This window comes from Marinobacter sp. ATCH36 (assembly GCF_023555055.1).
Taxonomy (GTDB): domain Bacteria; phylum Pseudomonadota; class Gammaproteobacteria; order Pseudomonadales; family Oleiphilaceae; genus Marinobacter.
In genome coordinates this window covers 521,021-539,838 of sequence record NZ_JAMJPL010000002.1, presented here as the reverse complement: position 1 = coordinate 539,838, position 18,818 = coordinate 521,021, and the positions used below count along the sequence as shown (strand labels likewise).

The window sequence follows — 18,818 nt, the reverse complement described above, 5'->3', positions numbered from 1 at the left end:
CCGTTGCCCTCTTCACTGCAGGAGCGATTACTCCTTGTCTTCGCCTTCGTCTTCTTCGCCCTTCTCACCGTCTTCGGCTTCATCTTCAACCTTGGCGGCGCGAGGCTTGTGGATGGCAACAACCGGCAGGTCGTGATCCTCACCCTGAGTCAGGGCATAAAGCTTAACGCCCTTCGGCAGTTTGATGTCACTGAGGTGGATAACCTGATCCATTTCCACGTCAGCCATATCAACTTCAAGATATTCCGGCAGGTTCTGCGGCAGACAGATCACTTCCACTTCGTTGATCTGGTGATGTGCAACGCCGCCGTGAAGCTTGATGGCAGGTGCGGACTCTTCGTTCAGGAAGTGCACCGGTACGTTGACGTGGATCTCGTGATCCTTGTCAACGCGCAGGAAGTCGGCGTGGGTCAGCAGCGGCTTGTACGGGTGACGCTGCAGATCCTTCAGGATCACGCTTTCTTTCTTGCCTTCCAGTTCGATGGTCAGAACGTGTGAGAAAAAGGCTTCGTTCTCCAGAGCTTTCTTCAGCTCGTTGTGCCAGATGGAGATGGAAACGGCCTCTTTGTTACCGCCATAGACGATGGCCGGGATTTTACGCTCCTCGCGACGCAGGCGGCGGCTCGCACCTCTCCCCTGATCGCCACGAGGAAATGCTTCAATAAGAAATTCCTGAGACATGGTTATAACCTCAATTTTCACCCGAACGGCCCGCGACCAGGTCCTGGACAGGTGACATTTGCGAAATGCCGGAAGTGTTTCCGGCGGACTAAACAGACCGGGAGCCCAAAGGGCCCCCGGTCCGGATCTACTCTGTAAATCAGGCTGTTAGCTGATCAGACGTTCTCAAACATCGCGCTGATAGACTCTTCGTTACTGACGCGACGAATGGATTCCGCAAGCAGACCAGCCATACTGAGGACGCGGATCTTATCACAATTACGCGCTTTGTCACCCAGTGGAATGGTGTCACAGACAACCAGCTCGTCCAGTTCGGAGGCGTTGAGGTTGTCGACAGCCGGCCCGGAAAGGACGGGGTGCGTGATATAGGCGACCACCTTGGAGGCGCCGTGCTCTTTCAGCGCGTTGGCTGCTTTGCAAAGCGTGCCGGCGGTATCAATGATGTCGTCCACCAGGATGCAGGTTTTGTCTTTGACATCACCGATGATGTGCATGACCTGCGAGACGTTGGCTTTCGGGCGACGCTTGTCGATGATTGCCAGATCGGCATCGTCAAGACGCTTGGCCACGGCGCGGGCGCGAACAACGCCGCCAACATCAGGGGATACCACGATAAAGTTTTCAAAACGCTGCTTCTCGATATCCTCCAGCATAACCGGGGTGGCGTAGATGTTGTCCACCGGAATGTCGAAGAAGCCCTGGATCTGGTCGGCGTGCAGGTCCAGTGTCAGAACCCGGTCAACGCCGATACTGGAAATCATGTCTGCAACCACTTTCGCGCTGATGGCAACACGGGTGGAACGAACGCGGCGATCCTGGCGTGCATAGCCGTAATAGGGGATGACCGCGGTAACCCGGGTGGCGGATGCACGACGAAGCGCGTCGGCCATCACAATCAGTTCCATCAGGTTGTCGTTGGTGGGGTTGCAGGTGGGCTGGATAATAAAGACATCATGCCCGCGAACGTTTTCGTTGATCTCGACGGTGGTTTCACCATCGCTGAACGTTCCAACAGTGGCCTGACCCATGGGGATATGAAGTTTCTGGGCGATGGCCTTGGCAAGCTCGGGATTGGCATTGCCGGTAAAAATCATCAGTTTGGACACGACGGCATCCTTCTTGGTATCGGCGTTTGATTCAGAAGAAGCGGGAGAAAGGTGGCTGGGGTGGCAGGATTCGAACCTGCGCATGACGGGATCAAAACCCGTTGCCTTACCACTTGGCGACACCCCAGTATCGTGCTTTTTTGGCATCATTTCAGCTCTGTCAGCTTTTTGTGAAGTGGTGAAACGTTCACCCCTTGAGCTACGAACCCCGTGATGCCGGAGGGTTTGCTTTCCCAGATAATCCGGGCTGCGGATTCTGTCGGGAAACGTCCAAATATGCAAGCCCCGGTTCCGGTTAATCTTGCAGGTCCGAATTGTGCAAGCCACTCCAGGCTTTGATGAACCTCAGGATACAGTCTTCGAACTACATCCTCACAGTCGTTTCGGTACCTCGAGGCGTCTCCCTCAAAAGCGGGCGCTATTTTGATTCCGGGGGTATCCCTTGTCAACCCTTGCTCGGAAAAAATCTCTTTAGTGCTTATACCGCACGGTGGTTTTATAACCACAAACCAGTCCTGCGGGGGATTGGCATCGGTAAGCTGTTCACCCACGCCTTCTCCCCACGCCGCATGGCCGCGAACGAATACTGGCACATCGGCGCCCAGGGCAAGGCCAAGTTCCGCCAGCTCATCCAGGGAGCGCTCCAGTCCCCACAAATGGTTCAGCCCCAGCAGGGTGGTGGCGGCATTGGAGCTGCCGCCGCCCAGGCCGCCGCCCATGGGTAGTCTTTTTTCGATGGCGATGCTGACCCCGGCAACGTCGTTATTGGCCGTTGCAGCCAGTTGTCGGGCCGCGCGGACAACCAGGTTTTCTTCGTCGGGCACGCCGGGCACGGATTGCTCCAGCACGATGCGGTTGTCCGTGCGGGAAGTCAGGGTGATCGTGTCGCCATAATCCAGGAACTGAAACAGGGTTTGCAGCTCATGGTAGCCATCGGGCCTGCGACCGAGGATATGCAGGAACAGGTTCAGTTTTGCCGGAGAGGGTAGGATCAGGGTGGTCAATCGTCGTCTCCGTCCGTCTGACGCCAGTTGGTCACCACCAGCCTCACGCGCTTCTCACCCTTGACTGCGGTGATGCGGGCCGGCAAGGGTGGATAATCGGCGATGAACGTTTCCCAGCGATCGTAGCGGATCTCCCAGCCCAGTTGGCGGATGACGGCCAGCCGGTCCCGGTCATCAAAGAACAACCGGAAATCACCTTTCGGCCCGGGCAGGCCCCTTATCCACCAGGCCAAACTGTCGATTGGCAGCTGCCAGCCTGTGGCAGCATTCACCAACGACTCTGGATCGCCGGACTGGTAGCGTTCGCCGTCCGGAAGGGTGAGTTCGATAAAGCCGGGCACGCCCTCAAGGGTGGTGCGGCCCATGCCCAGAAAGGATGAAGACAATGCCAGTTCGTAGGCTTCCTGGTTCTGTTTCCAGTAATTGATAACGGCGGTACCGCTATCTGAAGGTTGGCGGACAGCCAGTTTGCCCGTAAGCTCCCAGTGCCGGAACTGGTCGCGCCGGGCGCTGCTTTCGCGCCAGTCTGCCGGTGGCTGTTCAGTCAGCCCCTCAGGCAGCGGATCAACCTTCAGGGAGGTGCAGCCACTCAGGATCAGAGCAGCGAGCGTCAGGGCAATAGCATTCAATCTCACGGGGATTGCTCCCCGGTCAGTCTCTCAACGGTTTCGATCAGTATCGGGTGGTCCGGGTCCTGTTCGAAGCCTTCTTCCCAGATGATGCGGGCCTGTTCCTGTTCACCGGTTTGCCAGAGTACTTCGCCAAAGTGGGCGGCTACTTCCGGGTCGGCATAGGCTTGCCAGGCGCGAGAAAGATAATCAAGAGCCCGTTCGGTTTCACCTTGCTGATAGAGCACCCAGCCCATGCTGTCGAGAATGGCCGGGTTTTCGGGATCGATTTCCAGGGCCCGCTCTATGTAAGCCCGGGCTTCGTCATAGCGATCCGAGCGGGTGGTGATGATGTAACCCAGAGCATTGAGTGCAACTGCATTTTGTGGCTGCTCGTCAATGATTTGTCTCAGGTCGGCTTCTGCCTGCTCCGGCTCGCCCATGGAGTCCAGTAGCATGGCGCGGGCGTAGCGGATGCGGATGTTGGCCGGATAGCCTTCAAGAGCTTTGTTGGCAGCCTCCAGTGCCTGCTCGTTTCTCTCCCTGTCCAGGAGCAGGTTGATTTCCAGCAGGTGAAAATTTTCTTCCTGTTCCGGGTTGTTGTTTTTCAGTTCCCGTATTGCGGCAAGTGCCTCATCAAGATCTCCCTGCTCCGCCATAAGCTCGCTGGCCCGTGCGAGAGCGGGAAAGTAGTAATTGCCTCTCTCCACGTTATTGTAAAAGCCAATAGCCTGCTCGGTGTTGTTCTCCTCGTCAGCAATACGGCCCAGGTAATAATGGGCTTCATCGGCATGGTGACCCTGTTCGATCAGTCGCGTCAGTTCTTCTTCAGCCAGGGCGTTCTGGCCGTTTTCAAGCGCCACAAGCGCGTGAGAAAGGCGTAGGCCGGGCACATTAGGGAAGCGCCTTACCAGCCTGTTGAATTCATCCTGGGCGGCCTGCAGCTCGCCTTCACCAATCAGCATGCGGCCATAAAGCGTGCCCATCTGGCGGTTGTCCGGGAAGCGGCGGGTGTGGCGCAACAGGTGGTCCAGTGCCTGGCGTTTATCGCCAATCGCGTAGAGCAGGTCTCCTTTGAGAACCAGGGCGGGCTGGAAGTTCGGCTTGTCATCCAGCAGGGGGGCCAGTTTATCCAGGGCCTGTTGAGGTTCGCCGGTAACTTTCATCAACAGCGCGATGCTGTACTGAAGTTCCGGGTTGTCCGGGTGCCGTTGCTCCATTTGCCGGTACAGCTGGAGCAGTTCCTGCTGTTGCTGGGGCGGCAGGTTGCCGGCCATGGCGGCGAGGCTGTCAAAGTCTGCATCACCGCCCAGGTCCATGATGCGCTCCATGTGGCCCAGGGCGGTTTCCAGATCATTGTTTTTCACTGCCTGGATTGCCGAGATCCGGTGCGCCTGCATGTTGTCGGGGTCGACATCCAGCCATAAAGCGGCCAGTTTTTTCTGCGCATTGTCCGCATTGAGCGACTGGGCGATGCGCATGGTTCTCTCGATTACTGTCTTGTCGCGGGAAAGCTGGGCCGCTTTCATGTAATTGACAAGCGTAACGTCGAAGCGACCCCGCTGGGCGGCTATCTCCCCGGAAAGGAGCAGATAGAGCTCTTCCGGCTCAAAATCGGCGTAGCGGATCTCCGGTTCCTGCTTTGTTGATGACGCAGTGTTTTCGGTCTCTTTCGGCGATGTGTCGGCTTGCTGTTCCTGATCGCCCTGTATAGCAGCACATCCGGACAGGGAAAGCCCGAACAGGCAAGTAACAAGCAGTAATGCAGACTTTTGCATGCAACATTCCATAATCTGTGTACGATGCACCTGATCGGCCGGAAGTGACTTTGGCGGCAGTCAGATGTGGCCAAATGCGACGAGCTTCTATGATGGCACAAGCACCTGATATTGCCCAACCTGTCAGCACTTGCCGATATCACGGTGGTTTTGGGTGGCGACGGAAGCCACTGACCGTTAAAATACCGGTGACACTCCGTCTTCAGGCATAAGGCAGTCTAACTCCGATATGGCATTGGTCACCCTGGGAATCAACCATCGTACCGCACCGGTGGAGTTGCGTGAGCGCGTCGCGTTCACTCCCGAGCGCATGGCTGAAGCCTTTGCCGAACTGCGCGCCACTTCAGGAGCCAGTGAGGCTGCCATCCTGTCTACCTGTAACCGCACCGAACTATATCTTGCCGGGGACGACGATTGTGCGCCCGCAGTACTGCGCTGGCTTGCGGGCTTTCATGACATGGAGGCCGGAGACCTCGAAGAGGTGCTGTACATTCACCGGGACTCGGACGCCGTGCGGCATATCATGCGGGTAGCGGCCGGCCTGGACTCCATGGTTCTCGGTGAGCCGCAGATCCTTGGTCAGCTCAAGGACGCCTACGCCCTGGCCCGTGAGCATGAGGCCAGCGGTGCTTTCCTGTCGCGACTGTTCGAGCAGACTTTCTCCGTTGCCAAACGGGTACGTACCCAGACTGCAATTGGCGAAAACCCGGTGTCAGTGGCCTACGCCGCTGTTAGTATGGCTCATCATATTTTTGCGGATATGTCCCGTAACAAGGCGCTGCTGATCGGCGCTGGTAAAACCATTGAGTTGGTCTCCCGGCACCTGGCAGATGCCGGAGTAAAGAATTTTCTTGTCGCCAATCGTACCCTGGAGCGTGCCCAGGCATTGGCGGAGTCCCGGGGCGGGAAGGGGATTCTGCTTTCCGAGATCCCCGAGCACCTGGCCGATGTGGATATCATTATTTCCTCCACTGCCAGCCCGCTGCCGATTCTGGGTAAGGGGGCTGTGGAGCGGGCACTTAAAAAGCGCAAGCACCGTCCCTACTTCATGGTTGATATTGCCGTGCCCAGGGACATCGAGCCGGAAGTCAGTTCTCTTGCGGATGTCTATCTGTATACCGTCGACGACCTGCGCCAGGTTATCGAGGAGAATGTGCGCTCCCGGGAAGGGGCAGCCAGGGAAGCCGAAAACCTCGTCACTGACGGCGTGCAACAGTTCCTGAGCCAGTTGCGGGCGCTGGACGCAGTGTCTACCCTCAAGCAGTTTCGCCAGCGTGCGGAGACTTTGCGGGATGTGGAAACCGAAAAGGCAATCCGCGCCCTTCGCAATGGCGCCGACCCGGAAACCGTGCTGCGGAGCATGGCCAGGGGGCTGACCAATAAATTGCTCCACGAGCCTTCCATCCAGGTCCGCAAGGCGACCACGGAGGGCAGAACCGAAGTCACCCAATGGCTCAGAGAATTGCATCAGCTTGATGCACTGGATGCCGACGCGCCCATTATCCCGGAAAAACTATGAAGTCATCGATCCAGTCCCGCCTTGAGCAGCTTGCCGACCGCTTCGAGGAAGTCAGCGCGTTGCTGAGCGATCAGGGCACTATCGCCAATCAGGACAAATTTCGGGACCTTTCCCGGGAGTTCGCTGAAATTGAGCCCATTGTTCATTGCTTCCAGGCCTGGCAGAAATCCCGTGAAGATGTTGAGGAAGCAACAGAGTTGGCTCGTGACGGTGATGCTGACATGCGTGCCATGGCCGAAGAGGAGTTAAGCCTCGCGGAACAGAAAAGCGAGGAGCTGGACGAAGAATTACAGCGCCTGATGCTGCCGAAGGATCCGAACGACACCAAGAACGTGTTCCTCGAGATTCGCGCGGGTGCGGGCGGCGACGAAGCTGCCATTTTTGCCGGCGACCTGTTCAAGATGTACCTGCGCTACGCTGAACGTCAGCGCTGGCAGGTGGAAGTGATCAATGAAAGCGAGGGCGAGCATGGTGGCTACAAGGAAATCATCGCCCGCATCGCAGGCAGCGCTGTCTACGGCACGCTGAAGTTTGAATCCGGGGCGCACCGGGTGCAGCGGGTTCCCGAAACCGAGTCCCAGGGCCGTATCCATACCTCTGCCTGCACGGTGGCGGTCATGCCGGAAGCAGACGAAACAGAGGCGGTGGAGCTCAACAAGGCGGACCTGAGAATCGACACCTTCCGCGCCTCCGGCGCCGGCGGCCAGCACGTGAACAAGACCGACTCTGCTATTCGTATTACCCATATCCCCACGGGTATTGTGGTGGAATGTCAGGAGGAGCGTTCCCAGCATAAGAACCGGGCCAAGGCCATGAGTTTTCTGGCCTCCAGACTGCAGAACGATGAGATCGAACGCCAGCAGAAAACCCGCGCCGAAACCCGCAAAAGCCTGGTCGGCAGCGGTGATCGCTCCGAGCGCATACGTACCTACAATTTCCCCCAGGGCCGGGTAACTGACCACCGCATCAACCTGACCCTGTACAAGCTGGACGAAGTAATTGCCGGTGATCTGGATGCGGTGATCGTGCCCCTGCAGCACGAACATCACGCCGATCTGCTGGCATCCCTGGCTGATGAGTAACGAGCCTTTATCGTGTGAGGGGTTGCTGAGGCAGGCTACTGAGGTTATCGGGGGCCACAGTCCGCGCCTGGATGCCGAGCTGCTGCTGGGTCACGTGACCGGCTGGTCCAGAACTTCTTTCCGGGCCTGGCCCGAGCGAACGTTGGATGCCGGTGAAGCGCAGCGGTTTCGGGCGCTGGTTGAACAACGAGCAGTCGGCCACCCGGTGGCGCACCTGTTGGGTGAACAGGAATTCTGGTCGCTGCCCCTGAAAGTAAACCCGTCTACGCTGATTCCAAGGCCGGACACCGAGTGCCTTGTTGAAGCGGCACTTTCGCTGCCGTTGCCCCGGGATGCCAGGGTGCTGGACCTTGGCACGGGCACCGGCGCGATTGCGCTGGCGCTTGCCAGCGAGCGGCCCGACTGGCGGGTAAGTGCCTGCGATGCCATTTCGGAAGCTGTTGAACTGGCAACCGGGAATGCAGAGCGCCTGGGGCTCCGGCTGGATGTTCGTCAAAGCAACTGGTTTGCCGGTCTGCCGTCCGGTTGTTTTGATCTGATCATTTCCAATCCCCCGTACATTGCAGATGACGACCATCATCTGATCGAAGGAGATGTGAGGTTTGAGCCCTCTTCCGCACTGATAGCCGGCAGCGACGGCCTAGACGATATCCGTCGTATTACCTCAGAAGCGCCATCATGGCTCAGGGCCGGCGGCTGGTTGATACTGGAACATGGCTACGAACAGGGAGCGGCGGTGCAGCAGCTATTCACGGAAGCCGGCTTCGCCAGTGTGGAAACCGGCCAGGACTACGGCCGGCGCGATCGCTTTACCCTTGGGAGAAAACACCATGCTGAACGATGAGGAACTGCTTCGCTACAGCCGCCAGATCCTGATGCCCCGGTTCGACATCGCCGGCCAGACCCGACTGAAGTCCGCGCGGGTATTGGTGGTAGGCGCCGGCGGCCTGGGTTGCCCCGTGGCACTATATCTCGGCGCGGCCGGCATTGGTCATCTCACCCTGGTCGACGACGATCGGGTAGAAGTAGCCAACCTCCAACGCCAGATAGCGTTCGAACAGACCGATATCGGTGAATCCAAAGCCGAGCGCCTGGCCGATCGTGTGCGCCGTATAAACCCGGAAGTTTCAGTAACGGCATTGACCGAGCGGCTTGAAGGGGACGAACTACAGCGCCAGGTCGAATCCGCAACTCTGGTGGTTGACTGCACTGACAACTTTAATACCCGGTTCGCCCTCAACCGTGCCTGTGTAACCGCTCGCGTTCCGCTGGTATCGGGTGCGGCTATCCGTGGAGAAGGGCAGTTAGCGGTCTATGACGTTCGCGATGAAAACAGCCCTTGTTACCACTGTTTATATCCTGAACAGGGCAATGAAGACCTCACTTGCTCCGAAGCAGGCGTTATCGGCCCGTTGGTCGGTATGATTGGCGCCTCCCAGGCCATGGAAGTTGTCAAAGTGATCACCGGGGTTGGCAAACCGTTGACTGGTCGTCTTTTGATTCTTGATGCCTGGCAAATGGAATGGCGAGAAATGAAACTCGCAAGGGATCCAGGCTGTCCTGTATGCAGTAGCAGAGAGTCAGCATAAGGCCATTCGGGGGGAAGGCTCTGCCAAAACCGTGCGGAGCCATGGATGGCGGAGCCGAGCGTACAAGGACGTATTCACAGCGTGTTTTGGCAGAGCCTTCCCCCCGAATGGCCGTCTACTCCTGTGCATCAAGCTGGCACTTCAGTTTTTCAGGGCCTGAAACTTCGCGATAGCCTCCTTTCTGCTTTCCTTCAGATCGACAATCGGTCTCGGATATCCTCCGGGGATAACCCCACCAACCCAAGGCTGGTGAGTCCGTTTATTATCGAGTTTTGCCAGCTCTGGCAGATACTTTCTGATGAACTCACCGTTCGGGTCGAAGCGTTCACTCTGGGTAGCTGGATTGAACACCCGGAAATAGGGCGCCGCATCGGTCCCGGTGGATGCGCTCCATTGCCAGCCGCCGTTGTTGGAGGCCAGAAAACCGTCCACCAGTTTCGACATGAAATAGGCTTCGCCGAGGCGCCAGTCGATGAACAGATTCTTGGTGAGGAACATGGCGGTGATCATGCGCAAGCGGTTATGCATCCAGCCGGTCTGGTTTAACTGGCGCATGGCGGCGTCAACGATGGGAATGCCAGTGTTGCCTGATTTCCAGGCTTCGAAATTTTCGCCCGGAGTGTTCCAGTGCAAGGCCTCGGTCTCTGGCTTGAAAGCCCGGTGCATGCTTACCCTTGGGTAGTGATAGAGAATGTTGATGTAGAAATCCCGCCAAGCGATTTCGTTGGTCCAGGTGGCCAGGCCTTCCTGATTTCCGCCCATGCCCTGATGCTGGCGGGCGGCGATCAGGCATTGTTTGCCTGAGAGAACGCCGTTGGCCAGATAAGGGGAAAGCAGGCTGGTGCCATCCACCGAAGGCAGGTCACGGAGGCTTTTATAGTCCCCGGCCCGGTTGTCGAGAAATTGTTCCAGCTGACGGTGGGCGGCGTCCTCGCCGGTCTCAACCAGCCGGGGCGGAGGATTGTCGAAGCCCTCGGGTATGTCGTCGTAATGTGAGGGCTCAACGGCATCAGCTACGGGCTCGGGTATCGGGAACAGGGTCGGCCTTGCTTCGTCAATCCAGCTCCGCCAACGGCGGGAAAACGGCGTAAACACGGAGTAGGGCTCTTCCTGCTGGGTCAGGATGCTGCCAACAGGCGCCACGGTCTGGTCCCGGTACTTGTTTGCAGCGATTCCGGCGGTGTCGAGGGTCTGTTTTAGCGCTTTATCCCTGCGCCTTTCGTTAACTCCGTATTCCTCGTTGAAGTGAACATGCCGGATACTCTCGCACTGGCAAAATTCTTTCAGTTTTTCAACGCTGTTCGCAAACGTTGTCGCAGTGATAAACGACAGTGGAATGCCCAGTTTTGCAAGTTCTTCTGACAGTGCGTTGGCGTGTTCCAGAACAAAACGGACCCGTGCCGGTGACCAGTCATGTTCGCGCCACTGTTCCGGTGTGATGACGAAGCATGCGAGTACCGGTTGCTGTTGTTTGCAGGCGGCAGTAAGTGCGGCGTTATCGGCTACGCGCAGGTCATTTCTGAACCATACGAGCTGAGTCATTGGGCATCCTGTGGTTGGTCGTGGTTTGGTGGCAACGGATAGATATTCGCCGGAACGTGCTGATTGGATTATAGTTAATGCCAGAATACATGGATAAAGGGTGAGGATGACAACGAGTCTGGATACGCAGCGCACGATGCAGGATGGCCAATGGGCGACACCCTATACACTGGAACCCGGACAGACCCAATACCATGAGCTCAGCAGCACCCGGGTCTGGACAACCCTGCTGGAGCAGGAGTGGCAGATTCGCTACCAGCGCATGTCGGAAGACGATGACCAGGAGCGCTGGTTGCAGCAGACTGTAAATACGTTACCTGATGCCGAGCTGAGTGTTCAGCGCTTCGTGCGTCCCGACGATGGCAACCAGGTTCAGTACCTGCCAGCTATGTCTAGCCTGGCAACGGTAATCCGCCCTTATCAGCCTCTAACGATCCCCGCTGACAGCGAATGTATGATTTACGTAGGGACCTTGTTGTGGATGCGAATCCAGGCCGGTAGCAAAGGTACGCACCTGATGGAGCTGCCGCTGGCGGACCCATCGCAGACCTGGGTGGGCCGGACAACCATGGAAGGTGAGCTCTGCTATGCTGCTGCCACCTTTGCGAGGCTGGTGCTGGAGGCGGTTCCCAAGCGCCCGTGGCGGGCAGTGACGCCGGTGCGGATTGTCAATCGGCGGCATGAACCTCTTCTGCTGGAGCGGTTTAATCTCCCCACTCCTTTACTGTCCTTGCACCGCAATAAACAGGGGCACCTCTGGACGCCGGCCGTGACGGTTACCTGTGAAACCGATATGAATTCTGCTCGCCTGAAAATCGATCAGGAACTCATTGGCGCTGCCGGACAGTGCGAGCTGGTTTCGCCGGCCCGGGAGCAATCCGGCCGGGGCGGACTGGTAAGAGCCTACGACCGAATTTTTGGCTAATGACACTGTGAATGGAGTTACTTTTTGATTGAGCAGCTTGATAGCAGTCTGACGCAGTTTATCGATGCCATCGCATGGGGCAAATGGATCAGTACCCTGTTCCTGCTGATTCTTGGCATTGTGCTGGCATCGTTTGCTGCCCGTGGCATCTCTCGTTTCATGGAGGACCGGGCTTCAAGACACCACACCGTTATGGTAAGGCGGCTGGTGTTCTACCTTATACTGGTCCTGTTCTTTGTCGCGGCTCTGCGCGAGGCCGGTTTTTCTCTGGATGTAGTTCTGGGGGCTGCTGGCATACTGACCGTTGCCATCGGTTTTGCATCCCAGACGTCCGCATCCAACATGATCAGCGGCCTGTTCCTGCTAGTGGAAAAGCCCTTTGAAATCGGTAATTTTATCGAGGTGGAAGGCACCATTGGTGAAGTCGTTTCCATAGATATGCTGAGTGTGAAACTGCGTACACCAGACAACCTCTACGTACGTATTCCCAACGAAACGTTGATCAAGACACGGGTGGTCAACCGCTCGCGATTTCCTATTCGCCGCATGGATCTGACGGTGGGCATTGCTTACGCTGAGGATGTGGAGCGGGTGGAAAGATTGCTTCTGGACCTGGCAAGGCAGAACAGTGCGAGCCTGGAGGAGCCCAGGGCGTTTGTATTGGTGACCGGGTTTGGTCCATCCTCGGTAGACCTTCAGTTTTCGTTCTGGGTGCCCGGCAACAAGGTACTGGAGGGCCGCAGCCAGATGATGGTTGCTATCAAGAAAGCGCTGGATGAGGAAGGAATCGAAATACCTTTCCCCCATACCAGTATCTATGCAGGAAGCCATTCCGAGCCTTTCCGGGTGGAACTGCTTCGGCCAGAAACCACAACCAACAAGGGAGATCCGGATGCCGATCAGAACGGATGAGTCCACCAAAGCGGGCCAGGTACCGGTTACAGACGGAAAGCTGGCCCTCGGTTGGCGTGAATGGGTTGCCTTACCAGAATTCGACATTTCCCGCATAAAGGCGAAAGTGGATACCGGAGCTCGCACCTCGTGCCTTCATACCTTTCGTACCGAGCCATACACTGACAACGGCGAACGCCGGGTCCGGTTCTGGGTGCACCCGGTGCAGAACGATCTGCATCATGTGGTGGAGTGCGATGCGTTGGTTCTGGACGAGCGCAACGTGTCGGATTCCGGCGGCCATAAAGAATTGAGGCTGGTGATTGAAACCCGCCTGGTGCTTGGCGACACCGAATGGTCGGTTGAAATGACCTTGACCAATCGTGACTCCATGCGTTTTCGTATGCTGATCGGCCGAACCGCCATGGCGGGGCGAGCCATTGTACTTCCTGAATATTCCTATCTTGCCGGTGAGCCGGCGCTGAGGACGAAATAATGAAAATAGCGATTCTGTCGCGTAACCGACATCTATACTCCACCCGCCGCCTGGTGGAGGAGGGCGTCAACCGGGGCCACGATGTAAAAGTCATCGACTGCCTTCATTGTTCGATGAACATCACTTCCGCGGACCCGAAAATTCACTATCACGAAGAAGTGCTGGAAGACTTCGACGTGGTGGTTCCCCGTATCGGTGCCTCGGTTACCTTTTACGGTACCGCTGTTTTACGTCAGTTCGAGATGATGGGGGTATTCCCCCTCAACGAATCCGTGGCCATCACCCGTTCACGGGATAAGCTGCGTTCCTTGCAACTGCTGGCCCGCAAGGGCGTGGGTATGCCGGTGACCGGTTTTGCCAACAAACCGGATAACGTGCCGGAGCTGCTGAAGATGGTGGGTGGCGCACCGGTTGTGATCAAGCTGCTGCAGGGCACCCAGGGTATCGGCGTGGTACTGGCAGAAACCCGCAAGGCGGCCGAAAGCGTGATCGAGGCCTTTATGGGCCTGAAAGCCGACATTCTGGTGCAGGAATTCATCAAGGAAGCCGGCGGTGCCGATATTCGCTGTTTCGTGATCGGTGACAAGGTGATTGCCGCCATGAAGCGCCAGGGCGGTGAGGGCGAGTTCCGCTCCAATCTGCACCGGGGTGGTACCGCTTCGCTGGTACGTATCACACCGGAAGAACGCCGAACCGCCATTACTGCCGCCAAATCCATGGGCCTGAATGTGGCCGGTGTGGATCTGTTACGGTCCAGCCGCGGGCCACTGGTAATGGAAGTGAACTCTTCCCCTGGCCTTGAAGGTATCGAAAATGCCACCGGTAAAAACGTCGCAGGTATGATCATCAACTGGACCGAGAAAAACCAGAAGCCCTGGAAAACCCGCACCAAGGGAGGTGGTTGAAATGGCCGCCCGGGCGCCTTTCGTCATTGCCGGCAACGAAATCAAAGCCGGAACCCGGCAAACCGTGGAAATACCGGTTGCCAAGCTGTACACCCATACGCCGCTTCACGTTCCAGTGGAAGTGGTGCATGGCCGTCGTAGCGGTCCTGTATTAATGGTGTGTGGCGCTATTCACGGGGATGAAATCAACGGCGTAGAGATTGTGCGCCGGGTGCTCACCAACTCCGCCCTGCGTCATCTGCGGGGCACCCTGGTTGCCGTGCCTATCGTCAATATTTTCGGCTTCGTGCAGCGCACCCGTTACCTGCCGGATCGCCGTGACCTGAATCGATGTTTCCCGGGCACGGAGTCAGGCTCGCTGGGTGGACGCATCGCGTACCTGTTGCGCACCCAGATCATGGAAAACGTGTCTCATATTATTGACCTGCACACGGGGGCCATTCACCGTTTCAACCTGCCGCAGATCCGTGCGGAGCTGAAGAACCCGGAAACCATTCGCATGGCCGAGGCCTTCGGTGCCCCGATCATCATCAATGCCAGCTTGCGGGAGGGCAGCCTTCGGGCTTACGCTGATTCCCAGGATATTCCCGTGGTCACTTTTGAGGGTGGTGAGGCCCTGCGGTTTGACGATGTGGTGATTGCCAGTGGCGTGAAAGGTGTCATCCGGGTGATGCGGGAACTGGAAATGATTCCCGCCAAGAAAGGCCCCAAGGCACCGAGAAAGCGCTCTGAAACGGCCGCCAATTCACAATGGGTACGAACCGATACGGATGGCATCATGCGCCCGGTGGCAAGCCTCGGCCAGAAGGTACGTAAGGGGCAAAAACTGGCCATGGTTGCCGACCCGTTTGGCGAGGCCGAAACCGCCGTGGTTTCACCCTGTTCCGGCATCGTTATTTGTGTGAATAACCTGCCACTGGTGAACGAGGGGGAGGCGATATACCACATTGCGCGATTCGATGAGCTCAGCGAGGCGGAAAAGGCCATGGATTATTTTCGAAGTAGTTACGAAGGCGATTTGGGCGACGACGTGGTCCCTGTTCATCCCTGGGATGACCGACAGAGATAACAACGAGGTGGGCTATGATCTGGGATCAGACTTTTATTGAACTGGCGCCCCTGCCGAGGGGCTTCCATCTGGTCACCAACGAAATACTGGCCCAGGCACCTGCGTTACAGAATTGCCAGGAGGGGTTGCTGCACCTGTTTATCCAGCACACCTCGGCTTCCCTGGCCATTAACGAAAATGCCGATCCGGATGTGCGTGGTGATCTGGAGCGGCATTTCAATGTGATGGTGCCGGAAAACGCACCTCACTATGAGCACACCACCGAAGGCCCGGACGATATGCCTGCCCACATCAAAAGTGTTCTGATAGGCCCTTCGCTCACCATTCCTGTCAACAATGGTCACCTGGCCCTGGGCACGTGGCAGGGCATCTACCTCTGCGAACACAGGGACAGTGCCGGTGGCCGCAAAATTGTGGCTACACTTCAAGGACGGTGGTGAGTCCCTGAAGCGTAGCCACATAACCGACGGTCAGAGATTCGCCTCCGCATACTCTGCCAGTACGGATCTCGGCACACCCTGCAGGTGGATATGCCCGCCATGGCGGAAGCTCTTGAAGCGCTCGGTCATGTAGGTCAGGCCCGAACTCAGGGCGCTGAGGTAAGGCGTATCAATCTGAGCCAGGTTGCCCAGGCAGATCACTTTGGAGCCGTTGCCAGCCCGTGTGATAATGGTCTTGATCTGGTGCGGCGTCAGATTCTGGGATTCGTCAATGATGATCAGACTGTGCTGGAAGCTGCGGCCGCGAATATAGTTCATTGATTTGAAGTGCAGGGGCACCTTACTGAGGATGTAATCCACGCTGGCGGTCATGTTCTCGTCGTCTTCGTGGAGGGCCTCCAGGTTGTCCACGATGGCGCCCAGCCAGGGCTCCATTTTCTCCGCTTCGGTACCGGGAAGGAAGCCGATGTCCTCATCCAGCCCCTGGGTGCTGCGGGTGGCGATTATGCGTTTGTAGATCTTGCTGGCTACGGTCATTTCAATACAGGCGGCAAGGGCCAGGATGGTTTTACCGGAACCGGCGGAGCCGGTCAGATTAACCAGGTGAATGTCCGGATCCAGCAGCAGGTTCAGGGCGATGGCCTGGTAGATATCCCTGGGAATCAGGCCCCAGACTTCTTCATTCATCAGGTCGTGCTGGTGCAGGTCACGGATTACCAGTTGGTCATCACTGACATCGGATACCTTGCCCACAAATCCCTGTTCGTCAATCACAAACTCGTTGATTGTCAGTTTGGCCAGGTCGCCCTCGCGGCGCAGGATGTGTTCAGTGATGCCTTCCCGTTGGATGGTCTCCACTTTTTCGATGGTATCCCAGAAAGAGTTGGGGAACTCCTTGTACCCCTTGGGCAGCAGGTCGATGTCGTCCAGCAACATGTCGTTGTGGTAGTCCTGGGCCTCCACACCGAAGCCACGTGCCTTCAGCCGCATGTTGATGTCTTTGCTGACAAGGATGATGTCCCGAGACTTGTGGCGGGTCTGCAGGGCCGCCAGGGTATTGATGATCTTGTTGTCGTTCAGGTGCTCCGGCAGGCCGTGATTGCCCTGGTGCTCCGTGCTCATCAGTATCGACAATGCTCCCAGGGGCTGGGCCTTCTTGCCCCGCACGATAGGAACGCCTTTCTCGATGTCTCCGGGGCTGGCATCACCCAGTAGTTTATCGATGTTGCGGATGGCCTGGCGGCAGTCGGCGGCGACGGCCTGTTTGCCGGACTTGAGGCTGTCGAGTTCTTCAAGGACCGTCATCGGAATGATGACGTCGTGTTCTTCAAAGTTCAGGAGGGCGTTCGGATCATGGATGAGGACATTGGTGTCGAGGACATACATCTTTCTGCGAGCCTGCGGTGCTCTTGGCATAGGGTGTGATACCTCTCTGGTCAGCCGTTCCCGGCACAACGGTTGGTGAGCTCCTGATCGGAGATCAGTTTGAGCATGTCGTACGTGGTAACAATACCTGTGATTTTTTCGTTTTTGGTGATGAAAATCCGGTGCAGGTGTTCGCGCATCATCATATCGGCAATGTCGCGCACCGGCGTCTGCTCGTCAACCGATAAAACGATGGGTGTCATGATGTCGCGAACTTCCACTGGTACCTTGCCCATTTCCTCGAAAATAGCCATGCGCAGGCGCCGAGCTTCCTGTTCTTCTTCGGGTGTCATGCGGGCGTCGGTCTCGGAGCGGTTGGCGTTCCAGCGGAATTCGGTAATGTCCTTGAGGGTGGCAATACCGACGATCTCACCGCTTTCATCGGTAACAGGGCTGCCGGTGATCTCGTTATCGGTGAGGAATCTTGCCAGCCGGTCCATCGTCCATGACTGGGGTACGGCCTTGATGCTCGGGGTCATGATTTCGTAAGCGAGAACGGTCATTTACGATGCGGCTCCGTTAACAGGTCCTATGTAAAAGAGCTTAGCTGTTACTTACTGACTAGTCATCCCCTGATTGGCTTTTGGGGGCGACATCCTTCAGCCTGCCACCGTCGTCGTAAACCAGTTCGTGGTTCTGATAGCGGTCCCACCGGGCCACACGTTCCAGTTGCTCGATTGAGCGGATGGGGATGTCCACCAGCAGCGTGTTTACCAGCCAGCCGGGTATCGCCCCGTTGGGGTTGGTGTGCTGCACCCAGATCATGCGGGTCTGGTCGCCCTCGGGGATAAACCGGTACAGGGTGTCGGACTTGTCGACGCGAACGTAATCCCCTTCCTCTTCACGCTGGTCGGGGATGGCGTTGAGGTCCATTACGATTTCGCCGTCGCTCTTGTTGCCGTGGGTACGAATGCGAATGACGTAATCCCGGTCTGTCACCGGCCAGGGCATGTCATTGACAGAGTAGGCATAGCGGTCCTGAAAACTGCCGTCACCAAAGGCGTAGGATTCCGAGCAGTTGTGCACCCACTCCATGCAGGACTGTGGGTTAACCATGACGGCCATGAGGTTTTCAATGGGTACATCGAGAACAGCTTCGGCCTTGAATGCCTGGAAGCTGGAGGCAGGCTGGTCGACGGTGAATACGCGGATGTTGTCGGTTTCTTTGCGAAGGCTCCAGCCATCGGCATTTTCATCCGGCAGTTGCGCCATTGTCATTGTTGATACCATGGCGGCTGCAAGTAGCATGGCCGGTGTGGAAACCCGACGGTAAATGCCCGGAGCCCTCAGTTTTTGCATGGTTTTCACATCCTTGAAAATGTCCGGGCGAGTCTATCATGGGGAAAGTCGTGCCAGGCTGATGTAATCGAGGGATTGTGAACTGGGTAACTGACTGAAATGGCGTCGGTAACTTTTGGCCTGATTTGATGGCCAGGATGGGCGGATCGACAGACCCCGGCAGGCGGCCTGCCGGGCGTCGGAGGAAAGAGGATGGGACCGGTCAGTGTTCCGGCAGGGTCACGTTCAGCTCCAGAACTGAACAGCTGTCGTTGCGGTCGACTTCCACCTGCACCATATCATCGCTGATCTGAACGTACTTGCGGATGACCTCAAGCAGTTCTCGCTGCAACTCTGGAAGGTAATCAGGCTGCTCCCGCTGGCCCCGCTCGTGGGCAACAATGATCTGCAGACGTTCCTTGGCAACACTGGCAGACCGGTTGTTCTTCTTGCTCTTGAAATAGTCGAAGAAACTCATCC

20 protein-coding genes and 1 tRNA gene are annotated in these 18,818 nt (G+C 57.1%); 10 read left to right on the top strand and 11 right to left on the bottom strand.

All coding sequences use genetic code 11. The features are described 5' to 3' along the window. Positions 1–27: 27 nt before the first annotated feature. From M8010_RS10260 to M8010_RS10235, 6 genes are all read right to left on the bottom strand, one after another. Positions 28–681: a 50S ribosomal protein L25/general stress protein Ctc gene (locus tag M8010_RS10260; protein ID WP_250090937.1), complete on the bottom strand. Its 654-nt coding sequence runs from the start codon at positions 679–681 to the stop codon at positions 28–30. Between the two features lie 155 nt (positions 682–836). Continuing rightward, positions 837–1,787 (bottom strand): ribose-phosphate diphosphokinase, encoded by a 951-nt coding sequence (locus tag M8010_RS10255; RefSeq protein WP_250090935.1) that lies wholly within the window; start codon positions 1,785–1,787, stop codon positions 837–839. Between the two features lie 52 nt (positions 1,788–1,839). After that, a tRNA-Gln gene (locus M8010_RS10250) sits at positions 1,840–1,914 on the bottom strand. 19 nt (positions 1,915–1,933) lie between these two features. Further along, a complete protein-coding gene (ispE, locus tag M8010_RS10245) occupies positions 1,934–2,791 on the bottom strand; it encodes a 4-(cytidine 5'-diphospho)-2-C-methyl-D-erythritol kinase (RefSeq protein ID WP_250090933.1) in 858 nt (285 codons plus the stop codon). Further along, positions 2,788–3,426, bottom strand: a complete 639-nt coding sequence (lolB, locus tag M8010_RS10240; protein WP_250090931.1) for a lipoprotein insertase outer membrane protein LolB — start codon at positions 3,424–3,426, stop codon at positions 2,788–2,790. The genes ispE and lolB overlap by 4 nt, the downstream gene beginning before the upstream one ends. Beyond that, positions 3,423–5,177, bottom strand: a complete 1,755-nt coding sequence (locus M8010_RS10235; protein WP_250090928.1) for a tetratricopeptide repeat protein — start codon at positions 5,175–5,177, stop codon at positions 3,423–3,425. The genes lolB and M8010_RS10235 overlap by 4 nt, the downstream gene beginning before the upstream one ends. A gap of 229 nt (positions 5,178–5,406) precedes the next feature. Here M8010_RS10235 and hemA point away from each other — a divergent pair, with 229 nt between their 5' ends. From hemA to M8010_RS10215, 4 genes are read left to right on the top strand one after another with little or no spacing between them, the layout of a single operon-like run. Continuing rightward, the gene (gene hemA / locus M8010_RS10230; RefSeq protein WP_250090927.1) at positions 5,407–6,696 is read left to right on the top strand and encodes a glutamyl-tRNA reductase; all 1,290 of its coding nucleotides are present in this window, start codon (positions 5,407–5,409) and stop codon (positions 6,694–6,696) included. Beyond that, positions 6,693–7,778 (top strand): peptide chain release factor 1, encoded by a 1,086-nt coding sequence (gene prfA / locus M8010_RS10225; RefSeq protein ID WP_250090925.1) that lies wholly within the window; start codon positions 6,693–6,695, stop codon positions 7,776–7,778. The genes hemA and prfA overlap by 4 nt, the downstream gene beginning before the upstream one ends. Further along, positions 7,771–8,622 carry a peptide chain release factor N(5)-glutamine methyltransferase gene (gene prmC, locus M8010_RS10220; protein WP_250090923.1) on the top strand — a complete coding sequence of 284 codons (852 nt, stop codon included), beginning with the start codon at positions 7,771–7,773 and terminating at the stop codon, positions 8,620–8,622. The genes prfA and prmC overlap by 8 nt, the downstream gene beginning before the upstream one ends. After that, the gene (locus M8010_RS10215; RefSeq protein WP_250090920.1) at positions 8,609–9,367 is read left to right on the top strand and encodes a HesA/MoeB/ThiF family protein; all 759 of its coding nucleotides are present in this window, start codon (positions 8,609–8,611) and stop codon (positions 9,365–9,367) included. The genes prmC and M8010_RS10215 overlap by 14 nt, the downstream gene beginning before the upstream one ends. Before the next feature lie 141 nt (positions 9,368–9,508). Here the strand turns inward: M8010_RS10215 and phrB are convergent, their stop codons facing one another. Continuing rightward, positions 9,509–10,909, bottom strand: a complete 1,401-nt coding sequence (gene phrB / locus M8010_RS10210) for a deoxyribodipyrimidine photo-lyase (RefSeq protein WP_250090919.1) — start codon at positions 10,907–10,909, stop codon at positions 9,509–9,511. A 106-nt stretch (positions 10,910–11,015) separates the two neighbouring features. On the opposite strand from phrB, the gene M8010_RS10205 reads away from it, so the two are divergent. Genes M8010_RS10205 through M8010_RS10180 form a run of 6 tightly spaced genes read left to right on the top strand, consistent with a single transcriptional unit; the run spans position 11,016 to position 15,635 of the window. After that, positions 11,016–11,834 carry a DUF432 domain-containing protein gene (locus tag M8010_RS10205; RefSeq protein ID WP_250090917.1) on the top strand — a complete coding sequence of 273 codons (819 nt, stop codon included), beginning with the start codon at positions 11,016–11,018 and terminating at the stop codon, positions 11,832–11,834. A gap of 24 nt (positions 11,835–11,858) precedes the next feature. Further along, positions 11,859–12,746 (top strand): mechanosensitive ion channel family protein, encoded by an 888-nt coding sequence (locus tag M8010_RS10200; RefSeq protein ID WP_250090916.1) that lies wholly within the window; start codon positions 11,859–11,861, stop codon positions 12,744–12,746. After that, positions 12,727–13,221, top strand: coding sequence for an ATP-dependent zinc protease family protein (locus M8010_RS10195; RefSeq protein ID WP_250090913.1), 495 nt, complete (start codon positions 12,727–12,729; stop codon positions 13,219–13,221). The genes M8010_RS10200 and M8010_RS10195 overlap by 20 nt, the downstream gene beginning before the upstream one ends. Next, on the top strand, positions 13,221–14,126 hold the full coding sequence (rimK, locus tag M8010_RS10190) for a 30S ribosomal protein S6--L-glutamate ligase (RefSeq protein WP_250090912.1): 906 nt from the start codon (positions 13,221–13,223) through the stop codon (positions 14,124–14,126). The genes M8010_RS10195 and rimK overlap by 1 nt, the downstream gene beginning before the upstream one ends. Position 14,127: 1 nt before the next feature. After that, the gene (locus tag M8010_RS10185; protein ID WP_250090911.1) at positions 14,128–15,195 is read left to right on the top strand and encodes a succinylglutamate desuccinylase/aspartoacylase family protein; all 1,068 of its coding nucleotides are present in this window, start codon (positions 14,128–14,130) and stop codon (positions 15,193–15,195) included. Between the two features lie 14 nt (positions 15,196–15,209). Next, positions 15,210–15,635, top strand: coding sequence for a secondary thiamine-phosphate synthase enzyme YjbQ (locus tag M8010_RS10180; RefSeq protein ID WP_250090908.1), 426 nt, complete (start codon positions 15,210–15,212; stop codon positions 15,633–15,635). Between the two features lie 30 nt (positions 15,636–15,665). Here the strand turns inward: M8010_RS10180 and M8010_RS10175 are convergent, their stop codons facing one another. The 4 genes from M8010_RS10175 to minE all read right to left on the bottom strand — a co-directional run bounded on the left by M8010_RS10175 (position 15,666) and on the right by minE (position 18,816). Then, positions 15,666–17,051, bottom strand: a complete 1,386-nt coding sequence (locus M8010_RS10175) for a PhoH family protein (RefSeq protein WP_502846212.1) — start codon at positions 17,049–17,051, stop codon at positions 15,666–15,668. A gap of 20 nt (positions 17,052–17,071) precedes the next feature. Continuing rightward, a complete protein-coding gene (locus M8010_RS10170; protein WP_250090906.1) occupies positions 17,072–17,563 on the bottom strand; it encodes a CBS domain-containing protein in 492 nt (163 codons plus the stop codon). 58 nt (positions 17,564–17,621) lie between these two features. After that, positions 17,622–18,359, bottom strand: a complete 738-nt coding sequence (locus M8010_RS10165) for an START domain-containing protein (RefSeq protein ID WP_250090904.1) — start codon at positions 18,357–18,359, stop codon at positions 17,622–17,624. Between the two features lie 202 nt (positions 18,360–18,561). Next, positions 18,562–18,816, bottom strand: coding sequence for a cell division topological specificity factor MinE (gene minE / locus M8010_RS10160; protein ID WP_150993651.1), 255 nt, complete (start codon positions 18,814–18,816; stop codon positions 18,562–18,564). Positions 18,817–18,818 lie beyond the last annotated feature (2 nt).